Origin of the sequence: Streptomyces sp. NPDC002490 (assembly GCF_040296045.1) — a bacterium.
Lineage (GTDB): Bacteria > Actinomycetota > Actinomycetes > Streptomycetales > Streptomycetaceae > Streptomyces.
Genome location: NZ_JBEOWM010000010.1, coordinates 141,870 through 161,367 on the forward strand (window position 1 = coordinate 141,870; position 19,498 = coordinate 161,367).

The following is a 19,498-nucleotide window of genomic DNA, read 5'->3' on the forward strand; positions in this document are numbered from 1 at the left end:
CTGGTTCCTTCATCGACGAAGCGGAGACGAACGCCAACAGGCGCACGGGGACGCGGAAGGCATCAGACGTCGAAACTCCGGGCGACGCGCGCGGTGGCCTCCCGAATGGCGGCACAGATCTCGCGCTCGTCGTCCTCAGTGATGAGTGGATGGAAGCAGGGGCAGAGGAGACGGGCTGCGAGCCACTCGGCCCGGGGGCACGCCTGGCCGGCGACGTGAGCGCGGATGTAGTCGTGACTGGCATAGGTGGGCGGATCATTGATGATGCTGCCGAGCCCGTACTCATCCGCGAGCAGTTCCATGAGGGCATCCCGACCTGCACCCGCCCAACTCCCGGGCACAAGAAGGTTGTAGCGGTAGTACACGTGCTGGCCACCGTGGAGGACCGGGGGAAGAGTGAGGTGCCTGATGCCCTCCAGGAGTCGGGTGCGCTGGTGGGAGCGGACGACACGAGCAGCGTTCATCTCGTCCAAGCGGCCGAGCTGGGTGAGGCCAACCGCTGCCTGGATCTTGGTGAGTTGCTGGTTCGTTCCCCACTCCTGACTCAGCCCGTAGGTGCGCAGCCTCCGTAGTCTGTCAGCGAGGACAGGGTTGTCGGTGGTGACCATGCCTCCCTGCCCGAACGTCGTCATCAACTTCTTGGTCTCGAAACTGAAGATCGTCGCCCAGCCCTCGGCTCCGACCGGGAGCCCGGACGGGGTGGTGCCTCCGCAGGCACGCGCGGCGTCTACGATCACTGCCGGGGGACCGTGGTGCGGGTTGGGGTGGCGTTCGGCCAGGGCGAGGAAGGGACGCAAGTCCGCTGCCAGTCCGTTCCAATGGGTAACGAGGATGGCACGGGTACGACTGGTGAGTCGGTGCTCGACGTCCACGGGGTCGAGGTTCAGGGTCAACGGATCGGGCTCGGCGAGGACCAGGTTCCCGCCTTGGTGGATGACCGGCAGGTGGGTGCCAACGAAGTTCAGCGCGCAGCTGATCACCTCGTCTCCAGGCCGGATGTCCAGGCACTTCAGAACCATCTCCAGCGCGGTCCCACCACCGTTGAAGGCCACCGCATATCGAGCACCAGCTCTGTTCTGGAATGCATTTTCGAAAGCAGCAACGCGATCCTTTCCGCGCCACCCGATCCGCCACGGCTGGGAGTCAGCCATCACTTCCCGAACGGCGGCCTCTTCGGCTTCGGTGTACCACCCGCCCTGAGCCGGTTCGTCAGGCCAGCGCCGTGGTGTCCGGCTACGGGGCACGGTGGTGGTGTCAGTGGGCATACGGATCCTCCCGAGCACACGGTTGGACAGAGGTGCGTTCAGCTGGAATCACGCTGGCGACGGTGTTCGAACTCGGCGATCAACGAGAGCTTCGCAGCAGCGCGAGAAGCTGGGTTGTAGGCATGGGTCAGCCACTCCTCGGTGAGCTGACGGGCGAGAGCCACTCCTACGACTCCAACGCCCAGGCACAGAACCTGGGCGTTGTTGTGGGTGACGGCGTGTTCCACGCTGAGCGGGTCATGGGCGGTGACCGCACGGACGCCAGTCACCTTGTTGGCTGCAATCGCCATGCCCAAACCGGTGTGACACATCAGCAAAGCCCTGTCGACAAGGCCCGCGTCGATGAGTTGCGCCGCAGCAAAGCCGACCTCGGGATAGGTGTGCGGAACGTCGGCGGCGCCGACACCGACGACCTGCCGGACTCTGGGGTGACGTTGCAGTTGATCAGCGAGGATCGGGTGGTAGGCAGCGCCGGCCCGATCTGAGCCGATGGCGACGCGCAGTCCCGCGAGCATGAACATGGCCTCCAGAATGGTGGGTTCTGGGCCCGAGTCGAGAGGTGCCGAGATCAGATGATCGGCGGACGACCGGCTCTGGTCAGTCGCCACACCGTCCGCCAGGACATCGGCCGACGCTCTCCGTGGCCTCCGCGCACCCCCTCGGCGAACCCCTTGAACACGGTGGTCAGATTTCCGGAGGCACGGAACCGCCAGGTGCTGATCACCACCCAGGCAGACAGGTAGACGGGAACCAGCGGTGCGGGGAGACGCCGACGAGCCACCCAGACGCGGTTGCGCGCGACCATCCGGTAGAAGGGGCCGTGTCGTGCCGGGTTGGTCGCGGGATGGTGCACCTCGATGTCACCGGCGTACCAGCCGACCCGTCCGAGGTCCCACAACCGCCATGAGAGATCCACTCCCTCGTGGAAGAGGAAGAAGTGCCCGGGCCAACCACCCGCTGCATCGAAATCTGCCCGTCTCACGAGCACGACTCCCTCCGCCATGAGGGTGACGACACCCGAGCGTCGGGCGTCACCGGACCGGAGCCGGGGAACCCACCGTCCCAGGGTTTCACCAGTCACGGGGTCGGCGATCCTCGGCTGCACGTACGCGAGGTCCGCACGCCGGTCGAACTGGGCGATCAGCCGTGTGAGGGTGTGCGGGTCGGGGAGCACGGCGTCGTTGTCGAAGAAGAGCACGAACTCGGCACCTCCCGTCGCCAGCGCCCGGGCCCCGACGTTGCGCCCTTCGGGAATGCCTTCGTTGGCTTCGAGCGCCACACTCAAGGCGCCCTCGGGGACGTAGTCCGGCTCCACACCGTTCCCGACGATGACGAGGCGTAGATCGACCCCCTGCTGGGCGACGACCGAAGCCATCGCCGCACGGAACTCCTGATCCCGGTCATTCATGGTGAGGACGACGACGTCGACCGTACGTTTCGCAGCGGACTCTTCCCTGCTCACCGTGACCTGACTTTCTCCTGCTGGACTGACGCCCGCCTATGGCCGGACGCACGTGGATCCGGCGGGGCATGTGAAGGTGACCCGAAGAACGGACCTGTTGGTGCAGCCCAGCGCAGCGTAGCGCCCATGGCACTTCGGCAAGAACTCTGTGTACCCGCTCAGTGGCCTGTTCACCAACCCGGCATGAACGGTTCCGGACACGGGAGGTGTCCTCGACACCGGGCGTCTCGGGCAGGTGCCCACCTCTGGTCTCCCGCCCTCTGTTCGCGCCCCTCAGCCCGGGACGGCCCGCAGCCTCTCGTAGGGCTCCTTCAGCGCCGGGTAGTAGTCGCCGAAGCGCGGGGGCTCGCCGCCCTCGCGGGCGTGGACGAGGCGGTCGAGGTAGCACTCCCAGCCGGGGCCGATCTCGCCCAGGCCCTCGGTGCCGGCGAGGTGGTGGACGAGCGTGAACTCGGTGTGCGGGCCGGGGGTCTCGGTGAGCCGGGCCTCCAGGCGCCAGGAGCCGAAGGCGTCCTGGGTGGTCACGACCAGCCGACGGGGCGGCTCGCAGGTCTCGATGCGGACGCTGGACCGGGGCTCGCCCTCCTCGAAGGCCATCCGGACCCGTACCGTGCGGCCGGGGGCGGCGCGGCCCTCCCAGGGGCCGAACCAGAGCGCGGTGCGCTCGGGCTCGGTCAGGCTCGCCCAGACGTCGGCGACGGGGGCGTCGAAACCGCGGGCGAGGAGCAGGTCGGTGCCCTCGCCCGTGGCCAGGAGCCGGCCCGTGAGCTGCGGTGTCATGCGGCGTCCTCCGTGCGTGTGGGCACCTCGTCCATGCGCGAAGGGTAAGCCATCGGTGACGGTCCGGGACGGAAACCCGTTGGCGCGGGAGTGCCCGTCTCGCCTAAGCTCTCCGCCCTTGCCCGCCTCCCGCACGGAGTGCCGCCGCCCGGTCGGAACCGGACGGCCCGATCGTCCTGCCCGCACCCGTCCGGAAGGCCCGCACCCGTGTCCCGCACGCACCACGATCCCGTTGCCGACGCCGTCCCCGCTCCCCCGCCCGCTGCCGCCCCGGACGGTGATCCGTTGGTGCGGGAGCGGACGCACCTCGCCGCTTCCCGGGCGGCGCTGCGGGTGATGCGGGACGAGGTGGAGTCCCTCGACATCCGGGACGTGACGGCGAACTGGGTCAACCGGGAGGCGTTGGAACACCAGATCGAGTTGCGGATCGAGGCGCTGGCCGACCACGCGCACACGCCCTTGTTCTTCGGGCGCGTCGACTTCCTGTCCGCTCCGGGCCCGCAACCGGCAGCGGAGGCGGCGGGCGAGCGGTTCTACATCGGGCGCCGGCACGTGCACGACGCGGCGGGCGATCCGATGGTGATCGACTGGCGTGCGCCCGTCTCGCAGGCGTTCTACCGGGCCTCCCGGGCGGAGCCGTTGGACGTGGGGCTGCGCCGCAGGTTCGGCTACACGGGCGGGGAACTGACCGCGTACGAGGACGAGCGGCTGTCGGATCCGGTGGACCCCGGGGCCGGAGGGGGGCCGGGCGCCAGCGCGCTGCTGCAACGGGAGATCGAACGGCCCCGGGTGGGGCCGATGCGGGACATCGTGGCGACGATCCAGCCGGAGCAGGACGAGATCGTGCGCGGCGGGCTGACCGGCACGGTGTGCGTGCAGGGCGGGCCGGGCACCGGGAAGACGGCGGTGGGGCTGCACCGGGTGGCGTACCTGTTGTACGCGCACCGGGAGCGGCTGGCCCGCACCGGGACCCTGGTGATCGGGCCGAACCGGTCGTTCCTGCGGTACATCGAGCAGGTGTTGCCGGCGCTGGGCGAGGTGCAGGTGCGGCAGGCCACCTTGGAGGAGTTGGTCGGGCACGTGGAGGTGCGCGCCGTGGACGGTGCGCGGGCCGCGGTGGTGAAGGGCGACGCGCGGATGGCCGAGGTGTTGCGGCGGGCGCTGTACGCGCAGGTGACCGTGGTCGAGGAGCCGGTGGTGGTGGTGCGCGGTTCCCGGCGCTGGCGGGTGCCGGCGTACGAACTCGCGGAGATGGTCGAGGAGTTGCTGGGGCGGGGGTTGCGGTACGGGGCGGCGCGGGAGGCGCTGCCGCAGCGGATCGCGCATGCGGTGCTGGTGCGGATGGAGCAGGCGGGCGAGGCCCCGGACGACCGGGTGCAGGACGCGGTGGCCCGGGACCGGGCGGTGAAGGCGGCGGTCAAGCGGGTGTGGCCGCCGGTCGATCCGGCGACGTTGGTGTGGCGGCTGCTCTCCGACGCGGGGTTCCTGGCGGAGCACGCGGCGGGGCTGTTGGACGAGGAGGAGCAGCGGGCGGTGCTCTGGGAGCGGGCGTCGCGCGGGGTGCGCAGCGCCAGGTGGTCGACGGCGGACGCGGTGCTGATCGACGAGGCGCGGGACCTGGTGGAGCGCACCCCGTCGCTGGGGCACGTGGTGCTGGACGAGGCGCAGGACCTGTCGCCGATGCAGTACCGGGCGGTGGGGCGGCGCTGTTCGACGGGGTCGGCGACGGTGCTGGGCGATCTGGCGCAGGGCACCACCCCGTGGGCGACCCGTGACTGGGCCGCAGCCTTGGGGCACCTGGGCAAGGCGGATGCGGTGGTGGAGGAGTTGACGGCCGGGTTCCGGGTGCCGCAGGAGGTGATCGGGTACGCCTCGCGGCTGCTGCCCCGGATCGCGCCGGGGCTGGCCGCGGTGGAGTCGGTGCGGGAGGCCCCGGGTTCGCTGACAGTCCGTCACGTCATGGTGGAGGAGCGGGAGTCGGCGGTGCTGTCGGCGGTGGCGGAGGCGTTGGGGCGGGAGGGTTCGGTGGGGTTGATCGCGGCGGACGCGCGCGTTCCCGACTGGACGGCGGCCCTGGCGGCGGCCGGGGTGCCCCATCTGGCGCCGGGTGAGGAGACCCGGGCCGAGGTGCGGCTCGCCCTGGTTCCGGCCTCGCTGGCCAAGGGCCTGGAGTACGACCGGGTGGTGCTGGACGAGCCGGCGGCGGTGGTCGCGGGCGAGCCGGACGAGCGGACCGGGCTGCGGCGGCTGTACGTGGCCCTGACCCGGGCGGTGTCCGGGCTGGTGGTGGTGCACGCCGAGCCGCTGCCGCCCGCCCTGGACCGCTGATCCGGGGCGGGACGGGCGGCGGGTGGGCTCAGCCGTCGAGGGCGAGCCGCCACCGGCGGACGGCGTCCGCGGAGACGGGGCCGTCCCAGCCTTCGGGGCGGGAGGCGCCGCCGATGTGGAAGCCGTCGATGCCGCCGGCGCGCAGGGCGGGGACGTGTTCCAGGTGCAGTCCGCCGCCCACCAGGATCTGCTGCTCGTAGCCGGGCTCGCCGCTGCGGGCGGCCTCGGCGAGGAGGGTGCCCAGGCCGTCCTCGACGCCGGCGGCGGAGCCGGCGGTGAGGTAGGTGTCCAGACCCGGCAGGTCGGCGAGTTGCTTGCGCAGGGCGTCCCGGTCGGCGGCGCGGTCGATGGCGCGGTGGAAGGTCCAGCGACAGCCGGCCAGTTCGGCGGCGAGCGCCTCGATCGCGTACAGGTCGGCCTCGTCGGTGTCGGTGAGGAAGCCCAGGACGAACTCGTCCGCGCCTTCGGCGCGCAGGTCGCGGGCGGCTTCGGCGAGCGCCTCGATGGACCGGGCGTCACCGGCGGCGAAGCCGTCGCTGAGGCGGAGCATGACCCGTAGGGGGATGTCGACGGCGTCCCGGATCGCCGCGAAGGTCTCGCGGGACGGGGTCAGCCCGTCCGCGGCCATGTCGGCGACGAGTTCCAAGCGGTCCGCGCCTCCGGCCCGGGCGGCGACGGCGTCCCTCGCATCGAGGGCGATCACCTCCAGGAGTGCACGCTTGCTCATGGGGGACCCCATCTCTCGGCGGTCGGCCCGGGGGCTCCCGGAGCCTGCTGCGGTGTACGTCGGCGGACTCGCTGCCGCCGCTGCCCGCCGGAGCACCGCGTGACGCGTGCGCGTACCAACGAGTAGCTCAACAGGTCTAGTCCATTGCCAGCCTACGCCGCAAGGGCTTTCACCAACAGACGGCCCGCCCCGCAAAGCGGGTGGAAGTGGCCATGGTGGCGGGATGCCGCCGCCCACGGTACGCCCTTTCCTCCCCGTTCAGCGGCAAACCCGCTGGCCAGCGGCGTGTGCCGGCACCGCGGCCCGATCCGGGCCGGCACCGGCCCGGCCCCGTTGTGGCCGAGGCGCCACCGCCCGGGCCCCTCCAGCGCCGCACGGAACCGGCCGCCTCCCCCACGCGCCCGGCCCGCGGCGGCCCGGCGACAATGAGGACATGACGGCGGTGGACGCGGGCCCGGGCCCGGAACGGGACGAGGCGCTCCTGGCGCGCTGGGGCGAGGCCGTGCGGGAGGCCACCGGCGCCGCCGCGGCGGCGACCGACCCCGGCGTCCGGGAGTACGGCGCGGAGTTGCTGCGGCGCTGGAGCGAGGAGCCCCGGGCCTACCACACCGTCGCCCATCTGAGCGCGGTGCTGGAGCACGTCGACACCCTGGCCGCACACGCCGCCGAACCCGCGCTCGTCCGGCTCGCCGCCTGGTTCCACGACGCGGTGTACCGGCCCGACCGCTCCGAGAACGAGGAGCGCAGCGCCCGGCTCGCCGAGCGGGCGCTCGCCGAGCTGGGGCTCGACCCGTCCGCGGTGGCCGAGGTGGTCCGACTGGTGCGGCTGACCGCCGACCACGCGGTGCGGGACGGCGACCGCAACGGCGCGGTGCTGTGCGACGCCGACCTGGCCGTCCTCGCCGGCACCCCCGCCCGGTACCGGGCCTACGCGGAGGCCGTCCGCACCGAGTACCACTTCGTGCCCGACCCGGCGTTCCGGACCGGTCGGGCCGAGGTCCTGCGCCGGCTGCTGGCCCTCCCCCGGCTCTACGGCACGCCCCACGGCGCCCGGCACTGGGAGGCCGCGGCACGCCGCAACCTGACCGCCGAGCTCGCGGAACTCGCCGCTCCGCCCGCCCGGCGCGCCTGACCGGCGCCGCCTGGGCCGTGCCGCCGGGGGACGGGGCCGGGTCCGCCGGCGACCGCTTCGTGGCGTCCGCGGAGAACGCCGGATGCGACCGGAAACACACCGGATGCGGGAATGCCCACCCGCCGTCGACCCGTTGTCACCGAACATGCCTGAGCCGATACCCCACGTCCCGGAGCACGCCGCGAGCTCCTCCCAGGCCCCCTCGACCCGGCCCCCGTCCCCCGCCGACCCCCGCTCCGCCACCCGCATGCCGTTGGCGGTCCACATCCTCGGGCTGTCCGTCTTCGCGCTCGGCACCAGCGAGTTCATGCTGTCGGGGCTGCTGCCGCCGATCGCCCGCGACATGGGCGTCACCATCCCCCAGGCCGGGCTGCTGATCTCCGCGTTCGCGGTGGGCATGGTGGTGGGCGCGCCGCTGCTCGCCGTGGCGACCCTCCGGTTGCCGCGCAAGGCCACGCTGGTGGCGCTGCTGACCACCTTCGGGCTCGGCCAGGTGGCCGGTGCGCTCGCCCCGAACTACGAGGTGCTGTTCGCCTCGCGGGTGGTGAGCGCGCTGGCGTGCGCCGGGTTCTGGGCGCTGGGGGCCGCGGTCGCCATCGCGATGGTGCCGGTCACCGCGCGGGCCCGGGCCATGGCCGTGATGATCGGCGGGCTGTCGATCGCCAACGTCCTGGGCGTCCCGGCCGGCGCGTTCCTCGGCGAGCACCTGGGGTGGCGGTCCGCGTTCTGGGCGGTCGGCCTGGCCTCGGTGGTGGCGCTGGTGGGCGTCCTCACCCTGATCCCGCGCATTCCGGTGCCCGCCGAGCGGCCGCGGCTCCGCGGCGAACTGCGCATCTACCGCGACCGTCAGGTGTGGCTGGCCATCGCGGTGACCGCGCTCGCCGCGGGCGGCGTGTTCTGCGCGTTCAGCTACCTCGCCCCGTTGCTGACCGACGTGGCCGGCCTCACCGAGGGCTGGGTGCCCGTCGTGCTCGGCCTGTTCGGGCTGGGGGCGCTGATCGGGACCCTGCTCGGCGGCCGGTTCGCGGACGCCCACCTGTTCGGGGTGATGCTGTCGGGCACCGCCGCCTCGACGGTGTTGCTGACCGCGCTGGCGTTGCTGGGCCAGTGGGCGGTGGCGGCCGTCGCCCTCTCCTTCCTGCTGGGCGTCTCCGCCTTCTACACCGCCCCCGCGTTGAACGCCCGGATGTTCAACGTGGCCGGTGCCGCGCCGACCCTCGCCGGGGCCACCACCACCGCCGCGTTCAACATCGGCAACACGGGCGGCCCCTGGCTGGGCGGCACCGTGATCGACGCCGGCTGGGGCTACGCGGCGACCGCATGGGCGGGCGCCGCGATGCTGCTCACCGCGATCGGGCTGGTGGCGGCCTCGCTCCGGCTGCACCGACGGACCGCCTCCTCCCGCATCGTCGCCGGCACCCCGCGCGCGGTGCCGCTGGACGGGGCCGAGCCGAGGTGCGCCGGGGCGGCCACGGCACCGTGACCGAGCCCGTGACCCGGCGGGGGCGTCAGGGGGGCGGGGGCGCGTAGCGCGCCGAGCCCAGGGCCCAGGTGAGGTAGGCGGCGGGGAAGTTGAGGGTGGCGCAGACGACCCGGCTGACCTCGCGGACGGCGGCGGGCGACAGGCCGAGGTCCTGGGCGGCGGCCGGGGCGCGCCGCCCCAGCTCCGCCGCCCGGTCCAAGCGGTCGACGACGTGTTCGGTGACCCACTGCACGGCCTCCGCCCCGGTCAGTCCCTTCCGGTGGCGGGCGACGAGCAGGTGGTTCACGGTGAGCCGGTCGGCGCTCTCCTTCTCCGCGGACAGCAGGTCGTTGCACCCGTTGGCGGCGTCGCCGACGTGGTGGGTCAGCTCCCGCCACAGGGCGGTGGCGGCGAAGGCGGGCGGCAGTTCGACGCCGAGCACCGCCTCGGGCAGGTCGTAGAGCCACGGGCCGCTGGACCACCGGCGCAGCCGCGGGTACTCCTGCGGGGTGGGCACCGTGCCGGTGGCGCGCAGCAGGTGCTCGCGCAGGCAGCCGGCGCGCTGCTGGCGCAGATGGCGGCGGAACCGCTGCTGCCAGTGGTCGCTCATGCCCCGGCCGGTCCGCCGCCACAGGTCGGTCAGCACCTCCGCCACCGCCCGCCCGTCCCCGTCGGCTTCCCCGCGCGGCGCGGGGGCGACGGTGCCGGGCGGCCCGATCCGGTCCAGCAGCCCCCCGAAGAGGGTCTCGACCGCCTCGGGGGTGGTGCGGGACTCGACGTGGTCGTCGAGGTGGAACACCCAGATCAGCCAGCGGGCGTAGCGGAGTACCTGTTCGTCCCGCTCCTCGGACAGGACGACGGCGGCGAGCCGGTCCAGGCCGTGGGCGCGCAGTCGGACCGCCGCCGGGCCGGCGGCGAGCCCGCTCCCGGCGGCCCACTGCCGGGCCCGCCGTTCCAGCTCGGCGGCGTGCCGGTGGCGGCGGTACGGGGCGGACAGCCAGCGGGTGGCCGTGGACAGCGCGGGCCGGGCGCCCGGCCCGGGGGCCGTCGCGGACGCCGGGCCGGGCGGGGCCTGCGGGAAGGGGCCCGTCACCGCGGTGCCGCGGGGAACGGGAACCGGAAGGTGGCCCCGTACAGCCAGTTGCCGGGGGCGTCGGGGTCGGGGCTGGTGTAGTACTCGCGGACCGCGGTGAGGTACTCCGGGACGTCCAGCGCGCCGTCCGCGTTGGTGTCCAGCCGCTCGAACGCGGTACGCCCCTCGGCCTGCGACACCCCGAGCACGGCTTCCATCGCCAGGAACTCGGGCCGGTCGATCCCGCCGTCCCCGTCGGTGTCGGCGACGAGTGCCAGGGCCGTGGCGGCGGGGTGGAAGATCGCGTCGAACCGGTCGCCGTCGACGTAGGCGGCCCGCATCCCGTCCCGGTACTCGGTCGGGGTGATCCGGCCGTCGCGGTCGGTGTCGCAGTGGGCGGAGAGGGTGTCCCAGAACCGGTCGAAGGCGCCCATCAGGGCCTGGCCCTTCGGGGTGGACGAGGGTTCCGCGTAGGTGAGGAGCAGGTGGGCGGCGAGTCCGAGCAGGTCCTGGCGCTCGATCAGGCCGTTGCGGTCGGCGTCGATGTGGAGGTACGACCAGTCGAGCTTGTTGGCCAGCAGGCGTCCCGCGTCCATGGCAGGTTCCGTTTCCCCGCGCTCGGGCACCGCCCCCGGAACGTCCGTTCCGGTGCCGCGCGGATGTCGACTCCCCTTTCTCCTTAGGGCTGTCACAGCGGGCTGTCAACATCCGCCCCACTGATGAGTGAACGCACCACGGGACTCTTGCGTCAGCTCCAGGGCCCGGGGGCGGCGAGTGCCCGCAGCGCGAGGTCCACCTGGTGCGCGACGGGGACCGGTCCGGCGTCCGGCAGCAGTTGCACGATCCGGACGAGGCCGAGGAACTGGTGGGCGACGTCCTCGGCGGTCACGTCCGGGGCGAGGGCGCCGTCCGTCCGGGACCGTTCGACGGCGTCCCGACCGATCGCGGTCAGATGGGCGCGGCACCGTTCGAGGTCGGCGCCGGTCGGTGGTCCGGCGGCGAGCACGTCGACCATCGCCCGGTTGCCGGCGAGGGCGGTGAGCATCGCGGTGAAGTAGGTGCGCAGGGCGTCGATCGAGGTGGCTCCGGCGGGCAGGGCGACCCGGGCCAGCGCCGCGAGGTCGGCGCCCGTCACGGCGTGCACGAGGTGTTCGCGGGTGGGGAAGTGCCGGTAGAGGGTGCCGACGCCCACCCCGGCGGCCGTGGCGACGGCCCGCATGTCCACCGCCATCCCCGCCCGACGGAACGCCTCGCCGGCCGCGGTCAGGATGCGTTCCCGGTTGGCGGCGGCGTCGCGCCGCTGTCTGCGGTCCTGTGCCATGCCGCGACCCTATCAATCCGGAACAGGTGTTCCTCTTGGGGTATCGTTACCGGAACAGGTGTTCCGGAAAAGGGGAGGCGGTCCACGTGCGCACGATCGTGATCACGGGAGGCACCGACGGGATGGGCGCGGCCTTGGCCCACCACTACCTGACGGCGGGTGACCGGGTCGTGGCGATCGGCAGGGACCGCGCCAAGTTCGAGACGCTGGTGGCGAAGGCGTCCGCCACGGGCGGGGGCGACGCCGGGCCGCCCGTGGCGGCTCGGGCCGAGTTCCTCGCCGCCGACCTGTCCTCGGTCGCCGAGGCCCGCCGCACGGTCGGCCGGCTGACGGAGCGGCACCCGCGGATCGACGCCCTGGTGCTGGCCGCGTCCTTCGTCCGCCGACGCCGGCATCTGACGCCCGAGGGCCACGAAGCCTCCTGGGCGCTGTTCTTCCTGAGCAAGTACCTGCTGGTCACCGGGGTCGCCCCGGTCCTGGCAGCGGCGGCCCGGCCGGTGGTCGTGAACGCTGCGGTCCCCGGGGCCCGCCCCGACGCGATCGACTTCGAGGACCCGGGGATGGCCACGGGGTTCACCTTCGCCCGGTCCAACGCCCAGCAGCGACGGGCCAACGAACTCCTCGGCGTCCTCGCCACCGGGCTCGATCCCGACCTCGCCTATGTGACCTGGGGCCCCGCCCGGCTGGTCCGCTCCGGCTTCGCCGGCGAGTTCGGCACGGCCGCCAGGCTCGGCGTCACCGTCCTCGGGGGGCTGCTGGGGCAGCGCCCGGCCACCGCCGTCCGCCCACTCGTCCGGCTCCTCGACGACCCCGCTCCGGGGCGGGCGGCGTACCGCGGCGGCACCCGGCGCCCGCTCGCCGCCGGTCCCCGCGAGGCCGAGGAGTGCGCACGGCTGACGGCACTGGTCGAGGCCACCCTGTGACGCCCCCCGCCCCGGCGGCCACCGGGTGCGCCTGGCCCCGCGGCGGGGCGCACAATGGCAGGGTGGAGAACGTGTCCGGAATCGAACAGGCGCTGCACGCGGCGCGGGCGCTGGTGATGGCCGACCTGGCCGCGAGGAACGTCGCCGAAGCGGACGTGGTCTCGTTGGTGGAGGACTCGGTGACGCACCGTCGCTGGTGGGCCGAGCAGTGGCCGGAAGGCACCGCGTACCTGACCGGGCTGGTCGCCCAGGACGTGCAGGACGCGCTGCTGGAGCGGTACGGGCGGTGGCCGCTCTGCCCGGTGTGCGCCTCCGGCGAGCCGCACGCCCTGGACGTGGAGCCCGAGCTGGGCGCCGACCCGCACTGGGTGTGCAGCGAGGCGGGCGTCTCGGTGGCCCCGGTGGGTTCGCTGGGACGGCTGCCCGGCACGGCTGGTCCGTGAGCCCCGGCCGGTGACCCTGTACATCGACCCGCCGACCTGGCCCGGACACGGCCGGCTCTGGTCCCATCTGGTCAGCGACGAGTCCTTCGAGGAGCTGCACGCCTTCGCCGAGCGGATCGGTGTCCCGGCGCACGCCTTCGACCGGGACCACTACGACCTGCCCTCCCACCGCCATCCGGACGCGGTGCGGGCGGGCGCGGTGGAGGTCGGCTCCAAGGAGTTGCTGCGCCGGCTCACGGAGGCCGGTCTACGCCGGCCCAAGCACCGGCGCGCGTGAGCCGCCTTGCATGACATGCACCCGACATGGGCACCTTCTGCACACCCGTCGCCGCGGAACGTCACCCGGGTGGTCGCCGACCCCTTGACCGCCACCCGGGGGGAAAATATCTTTCCGATGTGACGGACATAGTGAAGGAAACTTCCACCCCCACGCTCCCCGCCCCCACCACGCCGGCACCGCACCCCGTACCACCCGCCGCCCTCGCCTCCCGGGTCCGCGCCCTCGCCCCCACCCTGACCCGCTCCATGCAGCGGGTCGCCGAAGCGGTCGCCGCCGACCCGGCCGGCTGCGCCGCCCTGACGGTCACCGGACTCGCCGAACGCACCGGCACCAGCGAGGCCACCGTGGTCCGCACCGCCCGCCTCCTCGGCTACCCCGGCTACCGGGACCTGCGGCTGGCCCTGGCCGGACTCGCCGCCCACCAGGAGTCCGGGCGGGCCCCCGCGGTCACCGCCACCATCCACGTCGACGACCCGCTGACCGACGTGGTCGCCAAGCTCGCCCACGAGGAGAGCCAGACCCTCGCCGACACCGCCGCCACCCTCGACGTCCAACAGCTCGGCGCCGCGGTCACCGCGCTCGCCGCCGCGGGCCGCGTCGACGTGTACGGGATCGGCGCCTCCGGGCTGGTCGGCCAGGACCTGGCCCAGAAGCTACTGCGGATCGGGGTCGTCGCCCACGCCCACCACGACCCCCACCTCGCGGTCACCAACGCGGTCCAGCTCGGCCCCGGGGACGTGGCCGTCGCGATCACCGACTCCGGCTCCACCTTCGACGTGATCGAACCCCTGCGGGTCGCGTTCGAGCGCGGTGCCACCACCGTCGCCATGACCGGCCTCCCGGACGGACCCGTCACCCAGTACGCCGACCACGTCCTCACCACCGCGACGGCCCCCGAGAGCGAACTGAGACCCGCCGCGATGTCCTCCCGCACCAGCCAACTCCTCGTCGTCGACTGTCTGTTCATCGGGGTCGCCCAACGCACCTACGACCGGGCCGGCCCCGCCCTCGCCGCCTCCTACGAAGCCCTGGCCCACCGGCGCACCCGCCGCGCCCCGCGCCCCCGCCGCTGACCCGTCGGGTGCGCCGGTCCGACCGGCCGGCGCACCCGCCCCCTGCCACCCCTCCCCTGCCACCCGTCCCCGTCCGCCCCGGAAAGAGCCCGCCATGCCCACCTCCACCACCCGCACCGCCGAGAACACGCCCGACCCGGCCCCGGAGCTGCGCACCCGGCTCGCCGCCCTCACCACCGAGGCGCACCGCCCGGAGCTGGCCGAGGTCGACCTGTTGCCCACCGCGGAGATCGCCCGGCTGATGAACGCCGAGGACCGCCGGGTCGCCGCCGCCGTCGCCGAGCGGCTGCCGGAGATCACCGCGGCCGTCGACGCCATCGCCGTCCGCATGGCCCGTGGTGGGCGCCTGGTCTACGCGGGCGCCGGCACCGCCGGACGGCTCGGCGTCCTGGACGCCAGCGAGTGCGGCCCCACCTTCAACACCCGCCCCGGGCAGGTGGTCGGGGTACTGGCCGGCGGCCCCACCGCGATGGTGGACGCCGCCGAGGGCGCCGAGGACTCCCGGGAACTCGCCGCCGCCGACCTGGACGCGCTCGCCCTCACCGCCGACGACACCGTCGTCGGCGTCTCCGCCTCCGGCCGCACCCCGTACGCGGTCGGCGCCGTCGAGCACGCCCGCAAGGCGTACGGGGCGCTGACCGTGGGGCTGTCCTGCAACGCGCACAGCGAGCTGGCCGCCGCCGCGGACCACGGGATCGAGGTGGTCGTCGGCCCCGAGTTCCTCACCGGCTCCACCCGACTCAAGTCCGGCACCGCCCAGAAGCTCGTCCTCAACATGATCTCGACGATCACCATGATCCGGCTCGGCAAGACCTACGGGAACCTGATGGTCGACGTCCGCGCCTCCAACGAGAAGCTGCACGCCCGCTCCAGACGGATCGTCACCCTTGCCACCGGCGCCGACGACACCGCCGTCGAGGCCGCCCTGGACGCGGCCGGCGGCGAGGTCAAGAACGCCATCCTGATCATCCTGGCCGGCGTCGACGCCCCCACCGCCGACCGGCTCCTGCACACCGCCCACGGCCGGTTGCGCGAAGCCCTCGCGGCAGCCGGCTGACCCGGCGGCCGGGCCACCCACCCCCCACCCTCCCGGGCCCCACCCCGACAGCGAGGTCCCCATGGCCACCACCCCGCCCCCCGAACCGCCCGAACCCGCCGCCGACGCCCCCCACCGGGCCACCGCCGCCGCCCTCCTCACCCTGGTCGGCGGCCCCGACAACATCGCCTCCGCCACCCACTGCATGACCCGGCTCCGGCTCGTCCTCCACGACCGGGCCCGGGTCCGGGACGCCGAGGTCCGGGCCCACCCGGCCGTCCTCGGGGTGGTGGAGGACGGCGAGGGCTACCAGATCGTGCTGGGCCCCGGCCGCGCCGCCCGGGTGACCCGCGCCCTCGACGCGCTCCTCGCCCGCGCCCCGGGCGCCCCCGCCCCGGCCACCGCCGTCACCACCCCCGTCACCGCCGAGGACCTCGCCGCCCGGGGCGCGGCCCTGCGCGCGGACCGCGCCCGGCGCAACGCCACCCGCGGAAAGCTCCTGCTGCGGCGCGTCGCGGCGGTGTTCGTCCCGCTGATCCCCGCGCTCATCGGCTGCGGCATGCTCGCCGGACTCAACGGCCTCCTCGTCAACGCGGGCCTCCTCCCGGGCCTGACCCCGGTGCTCGGCGCGCTCGCCTCCGCCTTCATGGCGCTGATCGCGGTGTTCGTCGGCCTGAACACCGCGCGCGAGTTCGGCGGCACCCCGGTCATCGGCGGGGCCGTCGCCGCGGTCGTCGTCTACCCCGGCGTCGACGCGATCAGCGTGCTGGGCCAACCGCTCGTCCCCGGCCAGGGCGGGGTGCTCGGCGCGCTCGGCGCGGCCCTGCTCGCCACCGTGATCGAGAAGTGGTGCCGCCGTTGGGTCCCCGAAGCCCTCGACGTGATCGTCACGCCCACCCTGACCCTGCTGCTGACCGGACTGGTCACGGTGTACGCGCTGATGTACCCGGCGGGTCGGGCCGCCCGGGCGATCGGAGTCGGCGCGGACTGGCTGCTCGTCCACACCGGGGTCTTCGCCGGGCTGGTCCTCGGCGGACTCTTCCTGCCGCTGGTGATGCTGGGGCTGCACCAGGCGTTGATCCCGCTGCACACCACCCTCATCGAACAGCAGGGCTACACGGTGCTGTTGCCGGTCCTGGCCATGGCCGGGGCCGGCCAAGTGGGCGCGGCGGTGGCGGTGTTCGTCCGACTGCGCGGCAACCGGACGATCCGGGCCACCATCCGCTCCGCGCTCCCCGCCGGAGTGCTGGGCGTCGGCGAACCCCTCATCTACGGGGTGTCGTTGCCGCTGGGCCGCCCCTTCGTCACGGCCTGCGCGGGCGGCGCCGCGGGCGGCGCGGTGGTCGGACTGTTCTCGATGCTCGGCACCAAGGTCGGCTCCACCGCGATCGGCCCCTCCGGCTGGGCGCTGTTCCCGCTCGTCCAGGGCAACCGGGGCTTCGGCACCACCCTCGCCGTGTACACCGGGGGGCTGCTCGCCGGCTACGCCGTCGGCTTCCTGGCCACCTACTTCTTCGGCTTCACCCGCAGCGCCCTCGCCGAACTCAACGCGGAACCGGCCCCCGAGGCCCGGACCGGCCGGGAGCCGGCCCCCGTCTGACGTCCGCCGGGGCCTCGCCCGGCACAATGGCAGGATGACGAACCGACGACGGGGGTTGATCGCGGCAACGGCCCTGGTGGGCGTGGCGGCCGTCACGGCCGGCGCCTGGTGGGCCGGGCGCGAACCCCAGTGGGACGGGGCGGCGTTGCGCTCCGCGGTGGCCGAGGTGACGGACAACCTCAACAAGGGCCCGCACCCCTACGTCCTCAACTACGGCGACGCCATCGAACACCGCGTCGGCGACACCGGCAGAGGCCCCGACGACGAGGTGTTCGTGGTCCGGGTCGACGCCCCGCACGACACCTCCCGGGAGGACGCCCGCGCCCCGCACCTCTACCAGGTCTCCACCGAGGACGCCCGGGTCTGCCTCCGCGTCACCCGCACCGACCCCCGCCCCAGCGCCCGCTTCACCGGCCTGTCGGCCCGAACGGCGCCGTGTCCGGGGTGAGTCCGGGAGATCGGGAGCGAGGGAGAACGGCGTACGGCGTCAGACCCGGAGGGGCCAGCGAACGGCGTTGCCGAGGGCGAGTTCGTGCCGGCCGTCCGGGTGGACTGTGAGGCCGTAGGCGGCCGGGCCCGGCCGCCCGGCCTCGTTCCACCCGCTGAGCAACGGGGCGCGCTCGGTCCACAGATCCCGGGGGCCACCGCGCACGAGGCTCGCCGTGCCGTCCCCGTGAGGGGTGATCCGGGCCCACGACTCCGAGTCGGGGTGGACGAGTCCGTACGTCCTCCGTTCGTCGAAGACCAGGGAGAGTTCGAGGACGTCGGGCTGCGACAGGGCGCCGAGGAAGCGCGGCATCCCCTCGTCGAGGGCCACCGGTAGCTCGATCTCCCGGCCCTCGCCCTCCGCGGTCGCGAGCCGGCCGGCATGGGCGCGTGCGGGCGTCGGTGCGTCGCCCGGGGCGGCTCGGACGGTCATGAACGCCGCGAGGGCGGGCAGGAAGCGGCCGGTGGCGAGCCCGTGGTCACCGATGGTCAGGGAGACGAGGCCGTTGCCGACGTTGGCGACGATGGTGCCACCGCGGACGACCTGGGCCCGCCATGGGTCCGGTACGCGCCCGACCCCGTACGTGGCGATCAGCGCACCGTACGGCGCATGTTCTGGGCACCCCTCGTTCCCGTCCCCGACCGTGAGCACGGGCGCGCAGCCGGCCGCGGCAAGGTGTTCGGCGGCCGCATCGACGAGGGCCGGGTCGACATCGCGGGAGACGACTCGTGGCGAACCGTACCGGTGGCTGAGGAGGGCGGCGTTGTAGCCGGGGCCGGTGCCAAGGTCCAGCACAGGCAGCGAGTCGTCCGCGGGGGCCAGGGCTTCGAGCATGAGCGCCATCACGGTCGGTTGACTTGAGGAACTCGTCGCCGTGCCGTGCACGTCGTACTGCGTGTTCAGCGAGGAGTCGGTGTAGACGGCTTCGAGGTATCCCGGGTCGCCCTCGCGATAGGTGATCGGATCACCGGCCGCGCGCGTGGTGAAGGTGGACACGAACAGCTCTCGGGGGACGGCCTCGAACGCCGCGCGCCAGGCGGGCGAACGCAGGACGCCGTCCTGCACGAGCCGTTCGACCATGCGGTGGCGTAGTTCGTCGGGTGGAGCGGTGACCGCGGTCACGGGTGTTCTCCTTCCAGGAGATCGGCAAGGGCGTGAGCAATGGGGGCGCGGAGTTCGGGTACGAAGCCCCACTGCCCATTCGGATTCACATCGACCAGGTACCAGTGGCCGTCATCCTGATCAACGACGAAGTCACATGCCGCGTAGCGCAGTTGCAGTGCATCGAGCAAGGCGGCCATGCCTCCGGCCACTGGAGCGGGGACCTGACACGGCCGGTACGTGTTGTTGTCGTAGTCCGTGCGGAAGTCGATCCGCCCCGCGGCGGATCCCGCGTGGATCTCCGCTGCGAACAGTTGGCCGCCGACAGCGGTCAACCGCACCTCGTACGCCTTGGGCACCCACTGTTGGAACTGGTGAGCGGTGAGGTTGACCGTGTCCTCGATCTCGTGGGCCCGTACCTGCGTGGTCCACAGGGCGTGTGCGTCGGCGCCCCGGCTGGTCGGCCCACCGGGGCCGAGTCCCTTGTACGCGGCGACCTTGCCGGGCAGCGAGTCGACGAACCCCCGGGCCGCGACGGGATCGTTGGTGATGAGCGTCCGGGGGACGGAGAGCCCGCAGCGCGCCGCCGTGGCCAGGGCCACGGGCCTGAGTTCGGCATGGGCGTTGCGGCTGGGATGGTTCACCCACGGACAGTCGAGCGCGGCGAGCAGGCCGTGGAAGCCTGCACGCGCCTCGGACCTCGCCCATCGGGCATCGTGGTCGGTCATGTCCGGGTGCGGACGGAAGGGGGAGGGTCGGCGGTAGTAGACGGCATGCACATCGTCCAGGGTCAGGTCTCGGTGCTGACCATGCAGAACGCTGGTCCACGTACTCGTCTCGGGACCGAGGTGGGCTTCCACGGTCAGCCCGTCGGAGAAGTCACCGGGGTCGAGCCGGTACACGGGCACACCACGGGCGGTCAGCTCCGATACGACCAGGTCGGATGTCGCATCGAAGGCACGCGTCAACACCAGGACCGTCATGGGGCGCTCACTCCATTTTGCGA

At 73.5% G+C, this 19,498-nt stretch carries 20 protein-coding genes; 10 read left to right on the plus strand and 10 right to left on the minus strand.

The genetic code is table 11. The annotated features are described in order from the left end of the window. Positions 1-62: 62 nt before the first annotated feature. From ABT092_RS09280 to ABT092_RS09295, 4 genes are all read right to left on the minus strand, one after another. Positions 63-1,265 carry a DegT/DnrJ/EryC1/StrS family aminotransferase gene (locus tag ABT092_RS09280; protein ID WP_351241520.1) on the minus strand — a complete coding sequence of 401 codons (1,203 nt, stop codon included), beginning with the start codon at positions 1,263-1,265 and terminating at the stop codon, positions 63-65. Positions 1,266-1,303: 38 nt separating this feature from the next. After that, entirely contained in the window at positions 1,304-1,780 is a 477-nt protein-coding gene (locus tag ABT092_RS09285) for an RpiB/LacA/LacB family sugar-phosphate isomerase (RefSeq protein ID WP_351241592.1), read from the minus strand. A 53-nt stretch (positions 1,781-1,833) separates the two neighbouring features. Continuing rightward, positions 1,834-2,727: a glycosyltransferase family 2 protein gene (locus ABT092_RS09290; RefSeq protein ID WP_351241522.1), complete on the minus strand. Its 894-nt coding sequence runs from the start codon at positions 2,725-2,727 to the stop codon at positions 1,834-1,836. Between the two features lie 273 nt (positions 2,728-3,000). Continuing rightward, complete coding sequence (locus ABT092_RS09295; protein WP_351241524.1) at positions 3,001-3,507, minus strand: SRPBCC family protein; 507 nt, start codon at positions 3,505-3,507, stop codon at positions 3,001-3,003. Between the two features lie 207 nt (positions 3,508-3,714). On the opposite strand from ABT092_RS09295, the gene ABT092_RS09300 reads away from it, so the two are divergent. Then, complete coding sequence (locus ABT092_RS09300; RefSeq protein WP_502968409.1) at positions 3,715-5,835, plus strand: HelD family protein; 2,121 nt, start codon at positions 3,715-3,717, stop codon at positions 5,833-5,835. A 28-nt stretch (positions 5,836-5,863) separates the two neighbouring features. On the opposite strand, the gene ABT092_RS09305 is transcribed toward ABT092_RS09300, so the two are convergent. Further along, a complete protein-coding gene (locus ABT092_RS09305) occupies positions 5,864-6,562 on the minus strand; it encodes a copper homeostasis protein CutC (RefSeq protein ID WP_351241526.1) in 699 nt (232 codons plus the stop codon). Positions 6,563-6,995: 433 nt separating this feature from the next. Between ABT092_RS09305 and ABT092_RS09310 the strand changes: the two genes are divergently transcribed. After that, positions 6,996-7,694, plus strand: coding sequence for an HD domain-containing protein (locus ABT092_RS09310; protein ID WP_351241528.1), 699 nt, complete (start codon positions 6,996-6,998; stop codon positions 7,692-7,694). A 247-nt stretch (positions 7,695-7,941) separates the two neighbouring features. Then, entirely contained in the window at positions 7,942-9,177 is a 1,236-nt protein-coding gene (locus tag ABT092_RS09315; protein ID WP_351241596.1) for a Cmx/CmrA family chloramphenicol efflux MFS transporter, read from the plus strand. 25 nt (positions 9,178-9,202) lie between these two features. Here the strand turns inward: ABT092_RS09315 and ABT092_RS09320 are convergent, their stop codons facing one another. From ABT092_RS09320 to ABT092_RS09330, 3 genes are all read right to left on the minus strand, one after another. Continuing rightward, positions 9,203-10,249: a terpene synthase family protein gene (locus tag ABT092_RS09320; RefSeq protein ID WP_351241530.1), complete on the minus strand. Its 1,047-nt coding sequence runs from the start codon at positions 10,247-10,249 to the stop codon at positions 9,203-9,205. After that, a complete protein-coding gene (locus tag ABT092_RS09325; RefSeq protein WP_351241532.1) occupies positions 10,246-10,824 on the minus strand; it encodes an EF-hand domain-containing protein in 579 nt (192 codons plus the stop codon). Before ABT092_RS09325 ends, ABT092_RS09320 begins: the two co-directional genes overlap by 4 nt. 152 nt (positions 10,825-10,976) lie before the next feature. Next, positions 10,977-11,549, minus strand: a complete 573-nt coding sequence (locus tag ABT092_RS09330) for a TetR/AcrR family transcriptional regulator (RefSeq protein WP_351241534.1) — start codon at positions 11,547-11,549, stop codon at positions 10,977-10,979. Between the two features lie 86 nt (positions 11,550-11,635). Here ABT092_RS09330 and ABT092_RS09335 point away from each other — a divergent pair, with 86 nt between their 5' ends. The 7 genes from ABT092_RS09335 to ABT092_RS09365 all read left to right on the plus strand — a co-directional run bounded on the left by ABT092_RS09335 (position 11,636) and on the right by ABT092_RS09365 (position 17,352). After that, positions 11,636-12,472: an SDR family NAD(P)-dependent oxidoreductase gene (locus ABT092_RS09335; RefSeq protein ID WP_351241536.1), complete on the plus strand. Its 837-nt coding sequence runs from the start codon at positions 11,636-11,638 to the stop codon at positions 12,470-12,472. A gap of 62 nt (positions 12,473-12,534) precedes the next feature. Next, the gene (locus ABT092_RS09340) at positions 12,535-12,915 is read left to right on the plus strand and encodes a DUF8819 family protein (RefSeq protein ID WP_502968410.1); all 381 of its coding nucleotides are present in this window, start codon (positions 12,535-12,537) and stop codon (positions 12,913-12,915) included. Between the two features lie 10 nt (positions 12,916-12,925). After that, positions 12,926-13,192, plus strand: coding sequence for a DUF4031 domain-containing protein (locus ABT092_RS09345; protein ID WP_351241538.1), 267 nt, complete (start codon positions 12,926-12,928; stop codon positions 13,190-13,192). A 119-nt stretch (positions 13,193-13,311) separates the two neighbouring features. Then, positions 13,312-14,268, plus strand: coding sequence for a MurR/RpiR family transcriptional regulator (locus tag ABT092_RS09350; protein ID WP_351241540.1), 957 nt, complete (start codon positions 13,312-13,314; stop codon positions 14,266-14,268). A gap of 94 nt (positions 14,269-14,362) precedes the next feature. Continuing rightward, the gene (gene murQ, locus ABT092_RS09355) at positions 14,363-15,325 is read left to right on the plus strand and encodes an N-acetylmuramic acid 6-phosphate etherase (RefSeq protein WP_351241542.1); all 963 of its coding nucleotides are present in this window, start codon (positions 14,363-14,365) and stop codon (positions 15,323-15,325) included. Positions 15,326-15,386: 61 nt separating this feature from the next. Continuing rightward, complete coding sequence (locus ABT092_RS09360) at positions 15,387-16,904, plus strand: PTS transporter subunit EIIC (protein WP_351241544.1); 1,518 nt, start codon at positions 15,387-15,389, stop codon at positions 16,902-16,904. 34 nt (positions 16,905-16,938) lie between these two features. Further along, entirely contained in the window at positions 16,939-17,352 is a 414-nt protein-coding gene (locus ABT092_RS09365; RefSeq protein ID WP_351241546.1) for a hypothetical protein, read from the plus strand. 39 nt (positions 17,353-17,391) lie between these two features. Here the strand turns inward: ABT092_RS09365 and ABT092_RS09370 are convergent, their stop codons facing one another. After that, positions 17,392-18,513 carry a methyltransferase domain-containing protein gene (locus ABT092_RS09370; protein WP_351241548.1) on the minus strand — a complete coding sequence of 374 codons (1,122 nt, stop codon included), beginning with the start codon at positions 18,511-18,513 and terminating at the stop codon, positions 17,392-17,394. Beyond that, the gene (gene tgmB / locus ABT092_RS09375) at positions 18,510-19,475 is read right to left on the minus strand and encodes an ATP-grasp ribosomal peptide maturase (RefSeq protein WP_351241550.1); all 966 of its coding nucleotides are present in this window, start codon (positions 19,473-19,475) and stop codon (positions 18,510-18,512) included. The genes ABT092_RS09370 and tgmB overlap by 4 nt, the downstream gene beginning before the upstream one ends. Positions 19,476-19,498 lie beyond the last annotated feature (23 nt).